This is a genomic window from Paraclostridium sp. (genome assembly GCF_051657365.1).
Lineage (GTDB): Bacteria > Bacillota > Clostridia > Peptostreptococcales > Peptostreptococcaceae > Paraclostridium.
In genome coordinates, this window is record NZ_JBOFKN010000193.1 from 12,707 (window position 1) to 32,788 (window position 20,082).

General features: G+C 28.5%; 23 protein-coding genes and 1 riboswitch. Of the genes, 22 read left to right on the forward strand and 1 reads right to left on the reverse strand.

The features are described from left to right. Position 1 precedes the first annotated feature (1 nt). The 8 genes from ACRCYC_RS15125 to ade are packed head-to-tail and all read left to right on the forward strand — an operon-like array spanning position 2 to position 5,097. Positions 2-1,342: a UbiD family decarboxylase gene (locus ACRCYC_RS15125; RefSeq protein ID WP_438619947.1), complete on the forward strand. Its 1,341-nt coding sequence runs from the start codon at positions 2-4 to the stop codon at positions 1,340-1,342. 29 nt (positions 1,343-1,371) lie between these two features. Beyond that, on the forward strand, positions 1,372-1,632 hold the full coding sequence (locus ACRCYC_RS15130) for a BMC domain-containing protein (protein WP_438619948.1): 261 nt from the start codon (positions 1,372-1,374) through the stop codon (positions 1,630-1,632). A 12-nt stretch (positions 1,633-1,644) separates the two neighbouring features. Continuing rightward, entirely contained in the window at positions 1,645-2,013 is a 369-nt protein-coding gene (locus tag ACRCYC_RS15135) for a hypothetical protein (RefSeq protein WP_438619949.1), read from the forward strand. Between the two features lie 11 nt (positions 2,014-2,024). Beyond that, complete coding sequence (locus tag ACRCYC_RS15140; RefSeq protein WP_438619950.1) at positions 2,025-2,369, forward strand: BMC domain-containing protein; 345 nt, start codon at positions 2,025-2,027, stop codon at positions 2,367-2,369. Positions 2,370-2,382: 13 nt separating this feature from the next. Further along, positions 2,383-2,661 carry a BMC domain-containing protein gene (locus ACRCYC_RS15145; RefSeq protein ID WP_270659173.1) on the forward strand — a complete coding sequence of 93 codons (279 nt, stop codon included), beginning with the start codon at positions 2,383-2,385 and terminating at the stop codon, positions 2,659-2,661. Positions 2,662-2,665: 4 nt separating this feature from the next. Then, positions 2,666-2,998 (forward strand): hypothetical protein, encoded by a 333-nt coding sequence (locus tag ACRCYC_RS15150; RefSeq protein WP_438619951.1) that lies wholly within the window; start codon positions 2,666-2,668, stop codon positions 2,996-2,998. A 21-nt stretch (positions 2,999-3,019) separates the two neighbouring features. Then, entirely contained in the window at positions 3,020-3,292 is a 273-nt protein-coding gene (locus ACRCYC_RS15155) for a EutN/CcmL family microcompartment protein (protein WP_438619952.1), read from the forward strand. Between the two features lie 2 nt (positions 3,293-3,294). After that, positions 3,295-5,097, forward strand: a complete 1,803-nt coding sequence (gene ade, locus ACRCYC_RS15160; protein WP_438619953.1) for an adenine deaminase — start codon at positions 3,295-3,297, stop codon at positions 5,095-5,097. Positions 5,098-5,199: 102 nt separating this feature from the next. On the opposite strand, the gene ACRCYC_RS15165 is transcribed toward ade, so the two are convergent. Beyond that, the gene (locus ACRCYC_RS15165; RefSeq protein ID WP_438619954.1) at positions 5,200-6,342 is read right to left on the reverse strand and encodes an aldo/keto reductase; all 1,143 of its coding nucleotides are present in this window, start codon (positions 6,340-6,342) and stop codon (positions 5,200-5,202) included. A gap of 740 nt (positions 6,343-7,082) precedes the next feature. Here ACRCYC_RS15165 and ACRCYC_RS15170 point away from each other — a divergent pair. From ACRCYC_RS15170 to ACRCYC_RS15235, 14 genes are all read left to right on the forward strand, one after another. After that, positions 7,083-8,441 carry a peptide MFS transporter gene (locus ACRCYC_RS15170; RefSeq protein WP_438619955.1) on the forward strand — a complete coding sequence of 453 codons (1,359 nt, stop codon included), beginning with the start codon at positions 7,083-7,085 and terminating at the stop codon, positions 8,439-8,441. 229 nt (positions 8,442-8,670) lie between these two features. Next, positions 8,671-9,552 carry a proline iminopeptidase gene (gene pepI / locus ACRCYC_RS15175; protein WP_438619956.1) on the forward strand — a complete coding sequence of 294 codons (882 nt, stop codon included), beginning with the start codon at positions 8,671-8,673 and terminating at the stop codon, positions 9,550-9,552. 95 nt (positions 9,553-9,647) lie between these two features. Next, a riboswitch (FMN riboswitch) is annotated at positions 9,648-9,763 on the forward strand. Between the two features lie 213 nt (positions 9,764-9,976). After that, positions 9,977-11,074 (forward strand): bifunctional diaminohydroxyphosphoribosylaminopyrimidine deaminase/5-amino-6-(5-phosphoribosylamino)uracil reductase RibD, encoded by a 1,098-nt coding sequence (gene ribD, locus ACRCYC_RS15180; RefSeq protein ID WP_438619957.1) that lies wholly within the window; start codon positions 9,977-9,979, stop codon positions 11,072-11,074. Continuing rightward, positions 11,075-11,728, forward strand: a complete 654-nt coding sequence (gene ribE, locus ACRCYC_RS15185) for a riboflavin synthase (RefSeq protein WP_438619958.1) — start codon at positions 11,075-11,077, stop codon at positions 11,726-11,728. Positions 11,729-11,771: 43 nt separating this feature from the next. Beyond that, positions 11,772-12,968, forward strand: a complete 1,197-nt coding sequence (locus ACRCYC_RS15190) for a bifunctional 3,4-dihydroxy-2-butanone-4-phosphate synthase/GTP cyclohydrolase II (RefSeq protein ID WP_438619959.1) — start codon at positions 11,772-11,774, stop codon at positions 12,966-12,968. 30 nt (positions 12,969-12,998) lie between these two features. Continuing rightward, positions 12,999-13,460, forward strand: coding sequence for a 6,7-dimethyl-8-ribityllumazine synthase (gene ribH, locus ACRCYC_RS15195; protein ID WP_438619960.1), 462 nt, complete (start codon positions 12,999-13,001; stop codon positions 13,458-13,460). 224 nt (positions 13,461-13,684) lie between these two features. Next, positions 13,685-14,167, forward strand: coding sequence for a prolyl-tRNA synthetase associated domain-containing protein (locus ACRCYC_RS15200; RefSeq protein ID WP_438619961.1), 483 nt, complete (start codon positions 13,685-13,687; stop codon positions 14,165-14,167). A 110-nt stretch (positions 14,168-14,277) separates the two neighbouring features. Further along, on the forward strand, positions 14,278-15,171 hold the full coding sequence (locus ACRCYC_RS15205) for an SPL family radical SAM protein (protein WP_438619962.1): 894 nt from the start codon (positions 14,278-14,280) through the stop codon (positions 15,169-15,171). Between the two features lie 57 nt (positions 15,172-15,228). Continuing rightward, complete coding sequence (locus tag ACRCYC_RS15210; protein ID WP_438619963.1) at positions 15,229-15,690, forward strand: methylated-DNA--[protein]-cysteine S-methyltransferase; 462 nt, start codon at positions 15,229-15,231, stop codon at positions 15,688-15,690. Between the two features lie 385 nt (positions 15,691-16,075). Next, on the forward strand, positions 16,076-16,597 hold the full coding sequence (locus tag ACRCYC_RS15215; protein WP_438619964.1) for a PASTA domain-containing protein: 522 nt from the start codon (positions 16,076-16,078) through the stop codon (positions 16,595-16,597). Positions 16,598-16,821: 224 nt separating this feature from the next. After that, positions 16,822-17,340 (forward strand): hypothetical protein, encoded by a 519-nt coding sequence (locus ACRCYC_RS15220; RefSeq protein WP_438619965.1) that lies wholly within the window; start codon positions 16,822-16,824, stop codon positions 17,338-17,340. A gap of 183 nt (positions 17,341-17,523) precedes the next feature. Next, a complete protein-coding gene (locus ACRCYC_RS15225; RefSeq protein ID WP_438619966.1) occupies positions 17,524-18,207 on the forward strand; it encodes a response regulator transcription factor in 684 nt (227 codons plus the stop codon). Continuing rightward, the gene (locus ACRCYC_RS15230; RefSeq protein WP_438619967.1) at positions 18,207-19,361 is read left to right on the forward strand and encodes a sensor histidine kinase; all 1,155 of its coding nucleotides are present in this window, start codon (positions 18,207-18,209) and stop codon (positions 19,359-19,361) included. Before ACRCYC_RS15225 ends, ACRCYC_RS15230 begins: the two co-directional genes overlap by 1 nt. Before the next feature lie 84 nt (positions 19,362-19,445). Next, positions 19,446-19,937 (forward strand): hypothetical protein, encoded by a 492-nt coding sequence (locus ACRCYC_RS15235; RefSeq protein ID WP_438619968.1) that lies wholly within the window; start codon positions 19,446-19,448, stop codon positions 19,935-19,937. Positions 19,938-20,082: the final 145 nt, after the last annotated feature.

The following is a 20,082-nucleotide window of genomic DNA, read 5'->3' on the forward strand; positions in this document are numbered from 1 at the left end:
GTTGGAAAATCAAATGTTTAGATATACCATGGACAAGCTAGATAAGCTTGGGTATTTAAAAGTTTGTGAGAAATGTGTGGATCCGATATTTGAGGTTGGAGGAGTTTTAAAATATTTTAAAAATGAAGTCCCTATACTTTTTAATAATGTTAAAAATCATAAAATTAGTTTGGCTGGAGGAGTTTATGGTAAGAGGGAAATTTTTTATGATTTGATGGATTTAAATAGTGATAATAGAATATATAAGTTTATGGATGCTATAACAAATCCTATAGATTATATAGAAGTTAGTAGTGGTCCAGTTAAAGAAAATATAGCAAGTAGAAATATTGACATAAATAAGATGTTTCCAATACCTATTTCACATGAAAAAGATTCGTCAAATTTTATAACTTCTGGCATGCTTATAATAAAAGATCCAAATACTGGTGATATACATATGGCTGTTAGAAGGTTTCAAGTAAATTCAAAGGATAATATTAGTGCTTTGGTGTCGGGAGCATCTCCACATCTTAATAAACTTATAAAAGATTGTGAAGCAAATAATAAAAGTATAGATTGTGCTGTAGTTTTAGGATATGATGCAGAGCTTTTAATTGCATCCCAAATAAGTTCTTCTAGGTATGGGCTTGATAAGTATAAGGTATATAGTGCTTTAAAAGGAGAACCTTTAAAAGTTGTAAAATGTGAAAGTATAGATATATTAGTTCCAGCATATGCAGAAATTGTTATAGAAGGTAAGCTAAATCCTAATAAGAAAGTTATAGAAGGCCCGTTTGGAGAGTTGATGGGATATTATGGAGATATTGTTAGTCATCCAACTATAGATATTAATGTTATAACTCATAGAGATAATCCAATATTTCAACATGCATTTCCTTCAAGAGAAGAACATTTAGCGAATGGTCTCATTAGAGAAGTTGAGATATATACATCACTAAAAAATATAGTGGATATAGTTGATGTAAATGTAACTGTAGGTGGTGGATGTAGACTTCACGCTATCGTGAAAATAAATAAGAAAAATGAAGGGGACGGCAAAAGTGCAATATTAGCAGCTCTTGGGAGCAGCAAGGATTTAAAACATGTAATTATAGTTGATAGTGATGTTGATATATATGATTATAGCGATGTAGAGTTTGCAATATCTTCAAGAGTTCAAGCGAGTGAAGATGTGATTATAATAAAAAATGCATTAGGTAGTCCACTAGAGGCATCTCATGTTAATAAGGGTTTGAGCGATAAGATGGGGATAGATGCTACAAAGCCTTTAAATAATGAATTATTTGATAGAGCAGTAGTTCCTGGTTATGAAGATATTAATATAAATGATTATTTCTAGCTTCTTAAAGGTTAAAAGGGGGAAAAAACTTGAAAGCACTTGGAATAGTAGAAGTGAAAAGTTTAATTGGAGCGATTCAAGCTGCAGATACGATGCTTAAATCTGCTGACGTTGAACTTGTAGATATTGATTTTGTTGGATCTGGAATAGTTGCAGCGATTGTTAGAGGTGATGTTGCAGCAGTTAATGCAGCCGTTGAAAATGGGAAAGATTCAGCAAGTAAGATAGCTGAGATAATATCTACAAATGTAATAGCAAGACCTCATGATGAAGTAAGCAAAATACTTTAGGAGGAAATTTAAATGGCAGATTTCTTAACTATGAGCGTGATGAAGAATATATCAGATTTAGCTCTTAATAAAAAAAATACAAATAATAAAAACGAAGTTAAAAATACTTCTATAAATATAGGAAAATCAGAAGAAGCTATACTTAAAAATATATTGGTGAAAAATAAAAATAAAGTTAATTTAAATGATTTGAAAAATAATAATGGAAACTCTAAAATAGAAAAAAATGAAACTATAAGTCAAAAAGTTAATAAAAATAACAATATAGAACTGAAAGCTTTAAGTAGTTTAAATGATAAAAGCTGTAAAAAAGATATGAAAATTAAGCTTAATGATAAAGGTAATAAAAAAATGATTAGTTTAAAAGACTTATCTAAATAAGGGGGATCATTATGAGAAAAGCCCTAGGGATGATAGAAGCTATAGGACTTACAACAGCACTTGCAGCACTTGATGCAGCTTGTAAAGCAGCTGATGTGGAGCTAATTGGATATGACAAGGTAATAGGTGTAGGCAAATCTGTAAGTGTGAATATACAATTAGCAGGAGAAGTCGCAGCAGTAAATGCAGCGATAGATGCAGGGGTAGAAGCAGGAAATCGAGTTGGTAAAATTGTATCCTCTAAAACGATAGCAAGACCCCATGAGGAAATAGATGTTTTAATAAATGAATTTAAGAAAAATTTAAAAGTAAAACAACTTAAAAAAGAAGAATTAGAAAATAATAAGGATAATTAATAAGGAGGTATATATTATGGGGCAAGCGCTAGGAATGATAGAAACTAAAGGTTTAGTAGGAGCCGTAGAAGCTGCAGATGCTATGGTTAAATCTGCAAATGTAACTTTAATGGGATATGAAAAAATAGGATTTGGATTAGTAACTGTTATGGTAAGTGGAGATGTAGGGGCTGTAAAAGCTGCTGTAGATGCTGGAGCAGAAGCAGCTAGAAATGTAGGAGAGCTTCACTCAGTTCATGTAATACCAAGACCACATTCAGAAGTTGAAAGAGTAATATTAAGTAGAGATTAATTAAATGAAAGATAAAAAAGAGTTTACTGAAAATATATTAAATAAGATTAGTATGAAAACTACAAAGGATAAAATATTTAATAATATTGAAGATAATACTAATCCATTTATAATGATACCTATAAATCATCCAAATATAGAAGCTATAATGAAACTTTTAAACTTTAATAGTACTGATGAAGATAATAAAAATATAGAAGAAAAAAGAAAAATAATAACTTTAAATGATATCAAATCTAGAAATACAACTACTATAAACATACCAAAAAATTCTATAATAACTCCGATGGCCAAAGATTATATAAAACAATATAAAATAGAAATAATATTTAACTAATGATTAAAAAGGGGGATAAAAATGCAAATAGGTAAAGTTGTAGGAACTGTAGTTGCTACTAAAAAAGATGAAACACTAGTTGGAAGTAAGTTGATGATAACACAACCTCTAGATTTTAGAAAAAATGCAGAAGGAAAACCAATTATAGCAGTAGATACAGTAGGTGCAGGAATAGGGGAAATAGTAATATATACAGAAGGAACCGCAGCTAGAAATGCAGCTAAAAAATGTAATTCTTCAATAAACGCTGCTATAGTTGGTATAGTTGATAATATAGATGTGTGGGAGGACTAAATTTGAAATATATAAAACAAGCAATGGAGTACAAGGAGTTAATAGATACTCTGATGAGTGATAAACATCATGCAGATTTAGTTTTGTATGGTGGAAATATAATAAATGTATTGACTAGGGAAATATATACGGGAGATATTGCTATAAAAGGAAAGCACATATTAATGGTTGGAGATTGTGAAAAATTAATAGGTGAAAATACTATAGTTGTAGATGTTCGTGGGAAGTACTTATCTCCTGGATTTATAGATTCTCACATGCACTTTGAAAGTAGCATGTTGACGGTAACAGAATTTTCAAGACTTTCAATACCATCAGGAACAACAACATTAATCGCGGATCCTCACGAAATAGGAAATGCACTAGGTAGTGTTGGAATGAAAGCTATGGCAGATGAAGCAAGTCATGTCCCAAACTATGTAAAATTTGTAGTTCCAGCACTAACTCCAGATTGTCCTAGCTTGGAAACTGCTGGAGTAGATGTGAATTCTAAGGATATGGAAGAGTTACTTAATTATAAAAATATAATTGGGATAGGAGAACTTCAAGGTTTTAGCAATGCAAAACATGTATATAATAATACTCCAGAAATAATAACAGATTTGTTGACATCTACTACTTACGCTAAAAGTATAGGAAAGATTGTAGATGGAAATGCCCCAGATTTATTTTCAAATGAACTTGCAGCTCATATAGTATGTACAGGTGGGAAGTGTTCTTGCCATGAAACTACTACAAAAGCTGAGTGTGTAGAGAAATTAAGACAAGGGGTTTATGTATTTATGAGAGAAGGATCTACTCAAAAAAATATGGGTGAGTGTATAAAAGCGGTGACTGAAGAAAGCTTGGATTCAAGAAGATGTATATTGGCGACTGATGATATGGTGGCTAAGGATTTAGAAGAATTAGGTCATATGAACGAGATAATAAGAAGAACTATAAAAGAAGGGGTAAACCCTATTGAAGCTATACAAATGGCTACTATAAATCCTGCGACTTATTTTAATTTAGAGGATAGGGGAGTTTTGGCTCCTTCTAAGATTGCTGATATAGCGGTTATTAATGATTTAGAAGATATGGATGTTGAAGCTGTATTTATAGAAGGAAAGCTTGTTGCTTCAGATAAAGAACTTTTGATAGAGTTACCTAAGTATACTTATCCTGATAGCGTGAAAAATTCTGTTAGATTAGAAAAGATATGTGAGAAAGATTTAGCAATCTTTAGTGATAAAAGAGAAGTTGTTGCTAGGTGTATTGAGGCTATTCCCAATCAAAATTTGACGGAGTGTTTGGAGGTTAAACTTAATACAAGAAATAATATGGTTGAAGCTGATATTAATGAGGATATTTTATATATTGCTTGTGTTGAAAGATATGGTAGAACTGGTAATATTGGAAAGGCTTTTGTTAGAGGATTTGGATTAAAGAGAGGTGCTTTTGCAGAGAGTATTGCTCATGATACTCACAATATTACTGTTGTTGGAACTAGTATTTATGATATGGTAGTAGCTGTTAATAGGGTTATTGATATGGGTGGTGGCATTGCTGTTGTCAATAAGGGAAAAGTTGTTGATGAACTAAGTCTAAATGTTGGTGGACTTATTACAGATGAGCTTAGCGGCAGTGAGGTTAGTGAAAGAATAGATTCCCTTGAAAATACTGTAAGTTGTGAGCTTGGAGGTAAGATTCACTCTCCGTTTATGCATTTGTCTTTTCTTGCTTTATCGACTAGTCCTAAGTGGAAGATTACTGATAAGGGGTTAGTTGATGTTAATAATTTTGAGATTTTAAATCCTATTATTTAGTTTAAATAGTTGATTTTAAATTTCAATACACCAAAATGAAGTTCCTACTAAAATAATTAAATTTATTTTAAGTAAGTACTTCATTTTGGTTATATATTTTATTTATACATTTATATTATTAACTCCAATTTTCTCCCACATAGCAATTTCTTTTAATCTATCAATTATAGGAAGATGTTGTGTGCATTCATATTCACACTTACCACATTTTATACAATCACAAGCTCTACCTTCGCTATTCATAGTATAGTTCCAACACTCAAGACCATAGATTTCATCTATCATCTGTTCATCACTCTTTTTAAACATTTGTTTTTCATTATATAAAAGCATGTATGCTGGAGTATTTATGTTTTGAGGACATACTCTACAATATCCACACCCGTTACAAGTAGAATTCATATGTTCGCCTAATTTGTTTTTTATATTTTCGATATCCTCATTGCTATAAATATTATTTTCATCTGCTATATAGCATGCATGGTCTATATCAGAAAAACTTCCAAAGCCTATTAATGATATTGTTATTTGAGGACTGCCTATATTAAATCTTAGTGCGGCATCGACAGCATTTTCATTTTCCTTTGCTAAAAAAGATAGTGAATTTTTATGATTTGGTATTGAACCTCCATTTAATGGATTCATTGCTACAACTCCATAGTTGTTATTATAAGCATGTTCTACACCGTTCCATCTATAAGGAAAATTTAATAAGTTTATACCCATTGTAACTCCTTCAAACTTATTATCATCTAATACTTTTATAACTTCATCACCTGGTTGGTGAGATGAAAATACTATATGATCAATTAGACCTTCTTCCTTGCATTTTAATAAACCTTCGTATTGCCCACCTGGTTTCATTGCTATATCATAGTGATCCATTTTTCGAATGCACCATACATGGTAGAAATCTATTTTATCTACACCTAGTGTTTCAATAGATTTTTTTACAGAAGATACTGTTTTTTCTACTGTATCACATACAGTTGGTCTACCTTTTGTAGATACATAAAAATCATTTTTCCCATCTTTAATGAGATGTCTAAAAGCTATACCTAAAATTTCCTCACTTCGTCCATTGCAATAGCCCGGTGCTGTATCAAAATAATTTATACCTTTTTCATAAGCATACATTACTAATTTTGCATTTTCTTCATTACTTTTATCTAAATTAAATCTTAAACCGCCAAATCCAACTGATGAAACTTTTTTACCAGTCTTTCCATACTCAACATATTTCATTATTGAATCTCCTTTTATGTTTAAAATACTACAATATAAATTAAAATTCTGCGCCAACAGACAAATCTCCTTTAATTAAATTGTTTTTACTAGATAGAATCAAGATTTTTAGTATATCAATTAAATATAACTAATAAATAAGAGAATACAATAGTTCACGATATGGGGTATAGATGTAAAATCTAAAGTAATAATATATACTAAATTATAAACAATATAACTTATACAAATTTAGTGAAGTTTTAATATCTTAAATAATAAAAAAATCGATTTAATTCCTTAAATAGTACTATTAAAAATCGATTTTTAATAAATTAATGAACATATTTACATTGACTTGAAAAATGTTTTCCGCTAAAATTCTTGTAAGGAACAAAATATAAGGAGGTAGGGGGTTTAGTATACTTTCAAAATAATAAGAATAGACACAATTCATATATTCATAAATCAAATAAGACTATTGATAAAATCAAAGTAGAATTTTCGAAATAAGTTATTGGGATTTAATCCTATAATGGCATCTAGGAATTTGTAAAAAATTCAACATCTCAGATATAATCACAATCAATCACATACAAATAAATTGCATAATTTAAAACATCAGAAAACAGTATTTTAGCAAAATTGGAATAATTTCATATTTATAATTGACAACACTGTAAAACTATCACAACTGGTCATTGACTGGAAATAAAGAGATATAATCGAAATGTAAAAAATTAAATATTGGGGTGACGATTATGGAAAATGCAGTAAAAAATAAAAAGAAATATCCTTTAGGATTTTATGTTTGTTCATTAACTTACACATTTGAACGTATGGCATTTTATTCAGCAAGATGGCTAATGTTAATATTTATAGTTGCAGAAGTAGCATCAGGTGGACTTGGATTAACAGATGGTGATGGAGCAAAAATGAGTGCAAACTTAGTTGCATTTACTTACTTAACTCCTATACTTGGAGGATTTATTGCAGATAGATGGGTGAGTCCAAGAGTATGTGTTCCTTTAGGATCAATAATTATGGGACTTGGATATATGTGTGGATGGCAAGCATCAGAACAAACATCAATCGGATTAGTATGGGCGATGATTTTACTTGTATCAATAGGTACAGGATTGTTTAAAGGGAATTTATCGGGGATAAATGGAAGATTCTTCAATAATAAAGAAGATCTTGACTCAGCATTCTCGATACAATACTCATTTGTTAATATAGGTTCACTTATAGGAACAACTTTCGTATCATTTATAGCATTCTCTCCAATTGGATTTGGTGGTACATTCTTAATATGTGGATTACTTTTATTTTTAGATGCAGCTTGGTTTATAATCGGAGGAAAAATGTTCTTTGGTGATATTGGTAAACAACCATTTAAAGCTGGAGATTCTACACAAAACTCAGGTAAAAAAGGAGAAAGATCTGGGGAAGCACCTTTAACTAAGAAAGAAAAATCAAGAGTTGGGGCAATAGTTTTCATTACAGTATTCTCTATAGTATTTTGGATAGCATATTACTTAATGAGTATGCCAATAGTATATCACTGGGGACCAGAAGTAGCTACTGCAAATCATGCAAACTGGGTAATAGGAAACTTTACAGTACCTTCAGCTTGGTTTGACTCATTAAATGCATTTTCTTGTATAGCTCTTGGACCTATATTAGCTGTAGTTTGGAGTAAACGTGCAAAATCTGCTAAAGGAGATTTAAGTATGTTTAGAAAAACTGCATTAGGTATGATGTTACTTGGATCAGCATTTGGAGTAATGGCGTTAGCTGAAATATTAAGAGGTGATGGTCAAGCAAGTTTATTATGGATAGTAATGATAGGTGTATTAATGACATTAGGTGAAATGGTATTCTCACCACTTGGAAATTCATTTATAAGTAAGTTCTCACCAGGTAAACTTTTAGGATTAATGCTTGGTATATGGCCACTTGCAGTATTTGTTGCTAGTAAAGTATATGGATATTTATATGAATTTTTATCAACAATGCCATTTGCATCTGCATACGGTGGAGTAGCGGTAGTTGTAATTGTATGTGGAGTAGTATTATGGGGATGCGATAATAAACTAAACAAACTTGTAGAAGATTAATATATAAATCTATATTTAAAAGATCAGGATGATACCCCTATGTCGTATTTCGCGATATAGGGGTATCATTATATAAAAATAGTTGGGGTGGAGATTATTTCTTTTTATGATATACTATTTATAAAAGGAAGTATAAAAAATCAAGTACAAATTGAATATGGTTTAGAATTTTAAAATAGTCTTGCTAATAAGAGGATAACGTTTCTAAAGACAAATTGGAGGGATAAACATGAAAATAACTGAAGGATACATGCCTTTTGAAGGTTTTAAAACCTATTATCGTATAGTAGGAGAAGCAACAGAAGGAAAGAAGCCATTAGTACTGCTTCACGGAGGACCAGGTTCTACGCATAACTATTTTGAGGTATTAGATAAGATAGCAGAAAGTGGTAGACAAGTAATAATGTATGACCAAATTGGTTGTGGTAATTCATTTGTAAAAGGTCATCCTGAGTTATTTAATGCTGATACTTGGATAAAAGAGCTTATTGAACTAAGAAAGCACCTAGGGCTTGAAGAAATTCATCTATTAGGTCAATCTTGGGGAGGTATGCAGGCTATTTGGTATGCTATTGAACATAAACCAAAGGGGATTAAATCATATATTCTTTCATCTACTCTTTCTTCAGCAAAGCTTTGGGAAAAAGAGCAAAAAAGAAGAATATCATATATGGATAAACAAGATCAAAAGGCGTTACTTGATGCAGTAAACACTGGAGATTATTCTAGTAAAGAATATAATAATGCCTTAGAAAAATTTATGGAAATGTATTGTGCAGGAGAGTTAACTGAAGAATCTCCAGAATGTTTAAGAAGACCTAAAAAATCAGGTTCTGAAGCATATGTTGTAGGGTGGGGACATAATGAATTTTCTCCTACAGGTACCCTTGCTGGATATGAATTTACAGACAGATTACATGAAATAAAGGAACCGTGTTTAATAACTAGTGGAGCAATAGATTTATGTTCACCATACATTGCAAAAACTATGTATGATAGAATTTTTAATAGCAAATGGGAACTATTTGAATATTCAAGACACATGCCATTTGTTGAGGAAAATGAAAAATATATAGAAGTTTTAACTAAATGGTTAAATGAAAATGATTAATAAATAAATGATGAAATAATAATCTATTTTTATTATATATATAAATATATTGTTGACATATAAAATTATATAGAGTACTATTTAATTAAAATTGAATAGATCTTCAGGGCAGGGTGCAATTCCCTACCGGCGGTAAAGCCCGCGAGCCTATATGGCATGATTCGGTTAAACTCCGAAGCCGACAGTAAAGTCTGGATGAAAGAAGATAATATAAACGTAAGATTACTCTAAAGTATTGTACTATAGTAGTGTTATTTATGCTCTGAAATATTTAATATTTCAGGGCTTTTTTAATTCTATAGAAAATAAATTAGAATTATATTTTATGTATAAAATGTATAGAAAGCCCTGAGTATTTATTCTCAGGGCTTTATTTTATAATTGCCCGGAGTTTATTTAAAATCAAAAATAAGGAGGTGAAAGTATGGATAAATACTATATGGACATTGCATTAAGTCTAGCGATTAAGGGAAAGGGAATGGTAAATCCAAATCCGATAGTTGGAGCAATAATTGTGAAAAATAAAAGGATTATAGCTAAAGGCTATCATGAAAAATATGGAGAAGCTCATGCAGAAGTAAATGCTTTTAAAAATGCAGAGGAAAACGTATTTGGAGCAACTATGTATATAACTTTAGAGCCATGTTCTCATTATGGTAAAACACCACCTTGTGTTGATAAGATAATAGAGAATAAAATTGCTAGAGTTGTTATTGGTGTGCTAGACCCTAATCCCCTAGTATCAGGGAAAGGGATAAAGAAACTACGAGACGCAGGAATTGATGTAATGGTGGGTGTGTTGGAAGAAGAATGCAGAAAAGCAAATGAAGTATTTATTAAATACATTGAAAAGAAAAAGCCATTTGTAGTATTAAAATCTGCAATGTCATTAGATGGAAAGATAGCTACAGCTTTTGGAGAATCAAAGTGGATTACTGGAAAAAAATCAAGAAGCCAAGTGCATAAATTAAGAAATGACTTATCTGCTATTATGGTTGGAGTAGATATAGTGATAATGGATAATCCTCAGCTAACATGTAGAATGTTAGAAGGTAGAAATCCAATAAGAATAATCGTAGATAGTGAACTTAGAATTCCTAAAAATTCAAAGGTATTAGAAAATACAAATGATATAAAAACAATAATTGGTACTACACAAAAAGTAGAAAAAGAAAAAGTAGATTACTTAGAAAAACTAGGAGTAGTTATTATAAAAACTAAATCAAAAGATGGAAAAGTGAATTTAAAAGAATTAATGATTAGGTTAGGTGAATTAAAAGTTGATAGTATTCTTTTAGAAGGAGGAGCAACTTTAAATTACTCAGCCATAGAAGCTGAAATTGTTGACAAGATTTTAATATATGTAGCACCAAAAATTATTGGTGGAGTAAAGTCAAAAACTCCAGTAGGGGGAAATGGAATAGAACAACTTAAAGATGCTTTTAAAGTTAAAGATTTGAATGTATCAATAGTTGACGAAGATATTTTACTTCAAGGATATATAGGAGATGAGGAAATCTAGATGTTTACTGGAATAGTTGAGGAAATAGGAGTTATTAAAGAAATTAAAAAAGGTGGTAAATCTTCAAAGTTATCAATAAAAGCAAATAAGGTTTTAAATAAAACTCATATAGGAGATAGTATTGCAACAAATGGAGTATGTCTTACTGTAACGGATTTGAATGGAGATAGTTTTGAAGCTGATATTATGACAGAAACCTTAAGAAGAAGTAATCTTGGAAGTCTTAATATTGGTAGTTACGTTAACTTAGAAAGAGCCTTAAGTTTAGATAAAAGACTAGGAGGACATATAGTTAGTGGGCATATAGATGGTACAGGGACTATTGTATCGTTCATAAAAGAAGATAATGCTGTATGGATTACAGTAAAAGCTTCAATTGATATTTTAAAATACATAGTACATAAAGGTTCAATAACTATAGATGGTATAAGTTTAACAGTGGCTTATATAGACAATAGCTGTTTTAAAGTTTCTATAATACCTCATACAGCAAGTGAAACAACATTACTTAATAAAAAGATAGGACAGACAGTAAATCTTGAATGTGACTTAATAGGTAAATATGTAGAAAAATTATTAAGGTTGAATATAGATAAAAATAATAATAAAAGTTCACTAAGTGAAGATTTTTTAAAAATTAATGGTTTTTTATAGATTCTAGAAAATTAGATTCATTTAAAGATAAGGAGAAGATAAAATGTTGAAATTTAATACTATTGAAGAAGCTTTAGAAGATATAAAAAAAGGAAAAATAGTAATAGTTGTTGATGATGAGGATAGAGAGAATGAAGGAGATTTGTTAATGGCTGCTGAGATGGTAACGCCTGAAGCTATTAACTTTATGGCCACATATGGAAGAGGGCTTATATGTATGCCTATAGAGGAAGAAAAAGCAAAAAAATTAAGTTTACATCCTATGGTAGAAAATAATACGGATAACCATGAAACAGCTTTTACAGTTTCTATTGATTATATTGATACTACTACTGGGATTTCTACTTATGAAAGAGCTTTAACAATACAAAAAGTATTAGAAAATAGTGAACCACTAGATTTTAGAAGACCAGGACATGTTTTTCCACTTATAGCTAAGTCTGGTGGAGTGTTAAAAAGGGTTGGACATACAGAAGCAGCAGTAGATTTGTCTAGACTTTCTGGATTAGAACCAGCAGGTGTTATTTGTGAAATTATGAGCACAGATGGAACTATGGCTAGAACACCTGAGTTAATAGAGTTTGCAAAAGAACATAATCTTAAGATAATAACTATAGCTGATTTGGTAGCTTATAGAAGAGTACGTGAGAACTTAGTTGAAAGAGTTGTAGAAGTTAATATGCCAACAAAATATGGGGATTTTAAGATGTATGGTTTTATAAATAAATTAAATAAAGAGCATCATGTAGCTTTAGTTAAAGGTGAAATAAATGAAAATGACTCAGTTCTTACAAGAGTTCATTCAGAATGTTTAACTGGGGATGCTTTAGGGTCGTTAAGATGCGATTGTGGAGAACAATATGATGCTGCAATGAAAAAAATAGCAGAAGAAGGTAGAGGTATTCTTTTATATATGAGACAGGAAGGTAGAGGTATTGGTCTTATAAATAAATTGAAAGCATATGAGCTTCAAGATAAAGGTTATGATACAGTGGAGGCAAACCTTATGTTAGGATTTCCAGCAGATATGAGAGATTACGGAATTGGAGCACAAATACTAAAAAATTTAGGCGTTAGAAAGTTGAGACTTATGACAAATAACCCTAGAAAACTTAATGGGCTAAAGGGTTATGATATTGACGTAGTAGAAAGAGTACCGATTCAAATGAATCATAATGAAAAAAATGAATTTTATTTAAAAACTAAACAAGAAAAATTGCAGCATATGCTTAATTATTAAAATTAATATATATTAACGGAGGAATTGAAAATGAGAATGATAGAAGGCAATTTAGTAGCAGAAAGTATTAAGGTAGGTATCGTCGTAGGAAGATTTAATGAATTTATAGTTTCAAAATTATTAGGTGGAGCTATTGATGGATTAAAAAGACATGGGGTAGATGAAGATAACATAGATGTAGCATGGGTACCAGGAGCATTTGAAATTCCCTTAATAGCAAAAAAAATGGCTAAAAACGAAAAGTATGATGCAGTAATATGTCTAGGTGCAGTCATCAAAGGGGCAACACCACATTTTGATTATGTATGTGCAGAAGCTTCAAAGGGAATTGCTTCAGTTTCACTATATAGTGAAAAGCCAGTGATATTTGGAATATTAACAACAGACACAATTGAACAAGCTATTGAAAGGGCTGGAACTAAAGCTGGAAATAAAGGTTATGATTCTGCGGTAACAGCTATTGAAATGGCAAATTTATTAAAACAATTTTAGTATTATTAACTACATAAAAATTAAGTAAAGAGCATTGTAAAGTATGTTAATGTGATGAGCATCTAATTTTAGAGGCAGGTGGTATTCTAGATAATAAAGTTATTAATGAAATTTATATATAAATATAAAAAACTCATATCGATTTGATATGAGTTTTTTATAACTTTAATCAAAATAAAAAATATGTAATAATATACTTATATAAATTCAACAGGGGGAAAATAATGAAAAGAGCAATATATGCAAAATTAGATGAACTAAATATAAAATGTCAAGTACTAAAACATGAAGAGGTATTTACAGCAGAGGAGTTTTATGAAGTAACTAAAGATATGCCAGGACATCACTGTAAAAATTTATTTTTAAAAAACTCAAATAAAAGTATGAACTACTTATTAGTAGCAAAACATGATAAAGCTGTAGATTTAAAGGATGTAAAAGCTCAAATTGGAAGTAGTAGACTTTCTTTTGACTCACCAGAGAGATTATACGAATTGATGAAGGTAACGCCTGGTAGTGTAAATCCTTTTAGTGTTATAAATGATATAAATAGTAAGGTAATATTATTAATAGATAATGATTTATTAGACAGTCAAAATCTTAATTTTCATCCGGCTATAAATACGGAAACATTTAATATAACAGGTAATGATTTTAATAAATTTTTAAAATATGCTAAAAATACAGTTATTAAAGTAAAGATATAAATTAATCGATTAATAAAATATTACAAAGTAATCTGAGTGAAAAAATATTATATTTTAAAATAGTTTATGGAAAATATAATAAATAGATAATTAAAAGGATTGATGAATTTATGGAATTTATACCAACCAAAACAATTGTATCTAATTATAAAGAAAGTCCACAATGGTTTGGAATAAACTATACTATGAATATCTATAAAGGTTGTTGTCATGGTTGTATATATTGTGATTCTAGAAGTAATTGCTATCAAATTATAGATTTTGATAGAGTTAGAGCTAAGGCAAATTCAACTCAAATAATAAAAAATGATTTGAAAGCCAAAAGAAAAAAGGGGGTAGTAGGAACAGGAGCTATGAGTGATCCATATAACCCCTTTGAAAAAACATATATGTTAACAAGAAAAGCTTTAAAATTAATAGATGAGCACAAATTTGGTATATCTATAATCACTAAAAGCGACCTAATAGTTAGAGATATAGATATATTAAAAAAAATACAGATTCATTCACCTACGATGGTTAAAATTACAATAACTACATTTGATGATGAACTATGCAAAAAAATTGAAAGAAATGTATCAACAACAACTGATCGATTTAAAGCTTTAAAAAAATTATCAGATAATAATATATATTCAGGGGTGTTGTTAATGCCAATACTACCTTTTATTAATGATACTGAAGAAAATATAAAAAATATTATAAAAAAAACATATGAATGTGGGGCTAAATTTGTTTTCAGTTATGGATTGGGAGTTACATTAAGAAATAATCAAAGGGATTACTATTTTGAGCAATTAAGAAAAATATTTCCAAATCAAATGATAGATAAAAAATATATTGAAACATATGGAGATGTATATGAAAATAGCTCTACAAAATCTGAATATTTGTGGAAAGTATTTAAAGAAGAATGCGATAAATACAATCTATTATATGATATGCAAGATATTATAAAAGACTATAAAAGCAAATATGAAGTTAAGCAAATTACTTGGTTTTAATAATTTTACATAAATACATATTATATATAAAATATGGTTATCTAAGGAGACGTTCACATGCTAGAAAAATATTATTACGAATCACCTATTGGAATACTAGAGATAAGCACGACAAAAGAAGAATTAATTTCAATCTTATATGTAGATGAAAAAAAAGAAAATACACAAACTAATGTAATTTTAAATGAAGTTGTTAGACAATTAGATGAATATTTTAATGGATATAGAAAAGAATTCAATATTAAATTTAAACTTAAAGGAACTGAATTTCAAGAAAAAGTATGGAATTCTTTAATAGAAATTCCTTATGGAGAAACAGTATCTTACAAATATATAGCTAATAGAATCGGGAATGAAAAAGCTGTAAGAGCAGTAGGAAATGCTAATGGAAAGAATATTATAAATATAGTTATTCCATGTCATAGAGTTATTGGAGCCAACAAAAGTTTAACTGGATATGGTGGTGGACTAGATAGAAAGTTATGGCTTTTGGAACATGAAAAAAATTGTAAAAAATAAAGAAAACTTAATATTCTATTGGTGTATGAAATGAAAATAAAAACCATTCATATTATTTTATATGAGTGGTTTTTATTTTAAATATAAAGCCATTATGCAATAATATTAAAAATTGGAACAGTGTAAAAAACAAATATAATATTAGATTGTAGACAAATATTTTTGAAATTTTAGTCTCTAGCTTGACCATCACTGATACTTGATTTTTATTATATTAACTAAAACTTGAGACAAAAAATTGGTAAATACAATTAAAGTTTTATGTTAAAAGTAACGATAACATATATTATATGTTATCGTTACTTTTAACATAATAAAGTGATAGAGTATATAATTACTGCTGGGGATTTTTAAGTAGGGTAAAATATGTAGAAAGGTAATTTACATGAAAAAATTAGCTATTATAAGTATTGTAGGTGGAGTTTTTAGTTTAGCATTAACTGTAGGTTTTATAATTATAAAGTTAAACAATGATAATTTGTTTGGGGATGTTGAGAAAAAAATAATGTATATAACTGAAAGTAAAAAAAATGAATTCAAAGAGATGAAAGAAGATAAAACGGATGGCAAAACTAAGTCTGAGAAAATAGAAAGTAAGGATAAAAATGAAATAATATACACAGAAGGAAAAGTTCCAAATTTTAAGGGATATAAGCAAACAGAGGTATATGAATTTGCAAAGAAACATGGTGTGAAATATGAGTTAGGAGAAGCTGTACTTACACCAATATATAATTTAAAAGGAACTATTGCTAAACAATCAATTGAACCAGGTGAGAGTATTACAAAAGATAATAAGATTAAGATTAGTATATATGTATTTGATGGGCATTATGATCCTAATAATGGGGAGGATAAATGTCATGATGAAGAGGGTAATTTTATGAAAAATAATACCGATAATTAGAATATATAAATTTATTAACTGGTTTCATATTCAAAAATAGGAAGAGGCTATGTATATTTGATTCGAAACATAATTCGTTTAAATATAGAAAAAATGCAAGTGAATATATTGAGAATTTAGTATATTTAATGATAATATATATAATAGTGATAAAAGCCTAGAGAACAGGATTGGTGTGCTAGGCTTTTAAATATGCAAAATTTGAGTATAGAAAGGTATTATATATGAAGAAAGTAGTAATTATAAGTGCTACGGTAGCAATCATAATTATAGCACTAGTAGTAGTTTTAACAATGGAAAAACTAAACAATATCTATTTAGATGAAGAGAAAAATAAAACTGAATACATAGGTACTAAAATTCATGATTTAAAAGAGTATAATCAATCATATATTGATGAATTTATTCAAAATAATGATATAAAATATGACAATGGTAATTTAATAAAAATAGATGAAAATAAATCAAAAGAATATATAGGTTTAAATAAATCTTATTATCAAACTAAAATTTATGAAGCTCAACGTATGACTGCTGCAATGGAAAGTTATAGCTCAGCAGACACTATATTAAATGAGATGTGGGGAGAACTAAAAAATATAGTAACAACAGGTGAATTTGAAATTTTAAGGGTGGGGCAAATAAATTGGATAAAAGATAAAGAAAATATTAGTGATATGCAAATTAAATCTAGAATGACTATTGAGAGATGTAACTATTTATTAAACACATATTATAAATAATTTTAATTTCACTCAAAGTATAAGTATAGTACATATAGTATATTTGATCATAAAAAATCTTGAACAGTAATTGATTTTAGGATATGAAAAATTATTTAATAATATACTTCAAAATCAACTTAACAAAAACTTTATATAATTAAGTGTATAATAGTTAAGATAATGTTTAGGGGAGGCATAAATATGAGAATATTAGTAGTAGAAGACGAAGTAGATTTATTAGAAGCTATATCAGAAGGTTTAAGAATAGATGGATATGCAGTTGATACAAGCGAAGATGGTGAAGAAGGTTTAGAATTAGCTATTGTAAATGATTATGATCTTATAATTCTTGATTTAAACTTACCAAATATGGATGGATTAGACATATTGAAGAATATAAGAATTAATGATAAATTAACCAAAATATTAATACTAACAGCAAGATCAAGCATAAAAGAAAGAGTAAAGGGACTTGATTTAGGAGCTAATGATTATTTAGTAAAACCATTTCATTTTGACGAACTAGAAGCAAGGATAAGATGTTTACTTAGAATTAAATTTATACAAGAAGACGAGGAACTTAAGTATAAAAATTTAAAAATAAATATAAAATCAAGAAAAACTTATATAGATGATTATGAAATAAAGTTAACAAAAAAAGAATTTGCTATATTAGAATATTTAATGAAAAACATAAATAAAACAATCAGTCAAGAAGAACTCATTGATCATGTATGGGATAATAGTGTTGATATGTTTAGTAATGCAGTTAGGGTTCATATTAATTCATTAAGAAAAAAATTAAAAGTTAAATTAGATGAAGATATAATCAAAAATGTGGTTGGAGTTGGATATATAATAGAAACAGCTAAGGAGGAAATTTAATGAATTTAAATTTATCACTTAGACTTAAAGTAACAATTATAAATACTATAGTACTTATAGTTTGTAGTGTGTTATTAACTTTAAGTACTTCTTTTTCAGCAGCGAAAACTATAGACTCATTAGAGAATATTCCTTTAAATAATTCAGCTATTAGCACAACCCAAGGAGATCAGAATAAGTTAGACAGTGTAGAAGGAATACCTGCTAAAAATGTAACTAATTCATTTAAAATAGAAAAAGAAAAACTAGCAATTACAAGTTTTATTTATATGATAATTGTAATCATTTTAGGATGTATAATAACATATTTAGCAACAGGTAAATCGTTAGAAAGTGTAAAAAAATTAAATGATGAAATAAAAGATATTAGTGAACATAATTTATCTAAAAAAATAAAAGAAGAAGGACCTGAAGATGAAATAAAAGATTTAACTAAATCTTTCAATAGTATGTTAACAAGGATAGAAGATGCTTTTGAAAGTCAAAAACAGTTTTCATTAAATGTAGCACATGAACTTAGAACGCCTTTATCAGTTATAAAAATGAAAATAGATGTATTTAATAAGCGAAATGAACATACACAAGAAGATTATATAAAGTTAATTCATGTAATAGAAAATAATAACAATAGGCTATCAAAAGTAGTAGAAGAATTACTAAGTATTTGTAATAAAGGTAATATAGAATTTCGAGATAAGATAAATTTAAATAAAGTTATTAAATCTATTGTTGGTGAACTTGAAGAAGTTACATCACGAAAAAATATAAATATAGTTATTGATGAAAATATAAGTAAAAATGCATACAAAGAATTTTATGGTAATGAAGATCTTTTATATAGGGCAATGTATAATTTAATAGAAAATAGTATTAAGTATAACCATGAAAATGGATACGTAAAAATTTATTTAAATGAATACACTAATTTTATAAGCATCATTGTTGAAGATAGTGGAATAGGAATAAAAAAAGAAGATTATGAAAATATATTTAAACCTTTTTATAGGATAGATAAGTCTAGATCAAGAAAAATAGGAGGATCGGGGCTTGGTCTTTCAATAGTTAAGAATATAATAAATGAACACAATGGAACTATTGAGGTTAAAAGCGATGGAAAAGGAAGTAAATTCACTATTAAAATTCCTTATAATTAATATTTCTTAACAAAAACTTTATATACTTTTCGTTATTATAAAATTAATCAAAATAATTATAATAAAAATGAGAGGAATATAAATATGAAAAAGATAGTTTTGTGGGGAAGTGTAGTATGTGTAAGTTTGGTATTAACTGCATGTAATGGAGTTAGTGAAAGTCAACATGAAAAGGAAGTTAAAAGTAAGAAAGAAGAACAGACTGAAGAAAAGTTTCTTACAAAAGAAGAAATGGAAAAAATTAATGAAAATGTAGTGAAAACTATAAAAGAAAATACAAAATATAAATTTGCTAAGATTATGAAAATACAAGATACAAAAATAGATGTGGCATTTCTAAACACCCCAGAAGATTATGATGATAAGGGGTACAATGATAATTTAGATATAGATACTACTAAGTTAAAAGAAACAGGAGAAAATGCTAACATTGATTTAATAGGTGTAGATAGCAATATGTTATTTAGCGATATAAAAGAAGGAATATATGTAAGAATAGGAACTTATGAGCCGAAAGAAAAAAATGAAATAGATATTGAAGATAGCAAGGTAATTAGTGTAGATAAAGTTAATTAAATAATTAAGAAAATAAAATGCATTTTATACAGTAAATAAAAATTTACAGTATAAAGTGCATTTTTATTTTTAAAAATTTTTATTTAAAATAAATTTCTTAACAGAAACTTTATACCTATTTTAGTATAGTTAAACTATAAAAATG

What these genes read in the sequence shown, in the direction of transcription:
- ribH (WP_438619960.1), top strand. Translation starts at nt 12,999, where the DNA reads ATGAGAATGATAGAAGGCAATTTAGTAGCAGAAAGTATTAAGGTAGGT.
- ACRCYC_RS15210 (WP_438619963.1), top strand. Translation starts at nt 15,229, where the DNA reads ATGCTAGAAAAATATTATTACGAATCACCTATTGGAATACTAGAGATA.
- ACRCYC_RS15140 (WP_438619950.1), top strand. Translation starts at nt 2,025, where the DNA reads ATGAGAAAAGCCCTAGGGATGATAGAAGCTATAGGACTTACAACAGCA.
- ACRCYC_RS15155 (WP_438619952.1), top strand. Translation starts at nt 3,020, where the DNA reads ATGCAAATAGGTAAAGTTGTAGGAACTGTAGTTGCTACTAAAAAAGAT.
- ACRCYC_RS15205 (WP_438619962.1), top strand. Translation starts at nt 14,278, where the DNA reads ATGGAATTTATACCAACCAAAACAATTGTATCTAATTATAAAGAAAGT.
- ACRCYC_RS15220 (WP_438619965.1), top strand. Translation starts at nt 16,822, where the DNA reads ATGAAGAAAGTAGTAATTATAAGTGCTACGGTAGCAATCATAATTATA.
- ACRCYC_RS15230 (WP_438619967.1), top strand. Translation starts at nt 18,207, where the DNA reads ATGAATTTAAATTTATCACTTAGACTTAAAGTAACAATTATAAATACT.
- ribE (WP_438619958.1), top strand. Translation starts at nt 11,075, where the DNA reads ATGTTTACTGGAATAGTTGAGGAAATAGGAGTTATTAAAGAAATTAAA.
- ribD (WP_438619957.1), top strand. Translation starts at nt 9,977, where the DNA reads ATGGATAAATACTATATGGACATTGCATTAAGTCTAGCGATTAAGGGA.
- ACRCYC_RS15200 (WP_438619961.1), top strand. Translation starts at nt 13,685, where the DNA reads ATGAAAAGAGCAATATATGCAAAATTAGATGAACTAAATATAAAATGT.
- ACRCYC_RS15150 (WP_438619951.1), top strand. Translation starts at nt 2,666, where the DNA reads ATGAAAGATAAAAAAGAGTTTACTGAAAATATATTAAATAAGATTAGT.
- ACRCYC_RS15135 (WP_438619949.1), top strand. Translation starts at nt 1,645, where the DNA reads ATGGCAGATTTCTTAACTATGAGCGTGATGAAGAATATATCAGATTTA.
- ACRCYC_RS15215 (WP_438619964.1), top strand. Translation starts at nt 16,076, where the DNA reads ATGAAAAAATTAGCTATTATAAGTATTGTAGGTGGAGTTTTTAGTTTA.
- ACRCYC_RS15165 (WP_438619954.1), bottom strand. Translation starts at nt 6,342, where the DNA reads ATGAAATATGTTGAGTATGGAAAGACTGGTAAAAAAGTTTCATCAGTT.
- ACRCYC_RS15225 (WP_438619966.1), top strand. Translation starts at nt 17,524, where the DNA reads ATGAGAATATTAGTAGTAGAAGACGAAGTAGATTTATTAGAAGCTATA.
- ACRCYC_RS15170 (WP_438619955.1), top strand. Translation starts at nt 7,083, where the DNA reads ATGGAAAATGCAGTAAAAAATAAAAAGAAATATCCTTTAGGATTTTAT.
- ACRCYC_RS15235 (WP_438619968.1), top strand. Translation starts at nt 19,446, where the DNA reads ATGAAAAAGATAGTTTTGTGGGGAAGTGTAGTATGTGTAAGTTTGGTA.
- ACRCYC_RS15190 (WP_438619959.1), top strand. Translation starts at nt 11,772, where the DNA reads ATGTTGAAATTTAATACTATTGAAGAAGCTTTAGAAGATATAAAAAAA.
- pepI (WP_438619956.1), top strand. Translation starts at nt 8,671, where the DNA reads ATGAAAATAACTGAAGGATACATGCCTTTTGAAGGTTTTAAAACCTAT.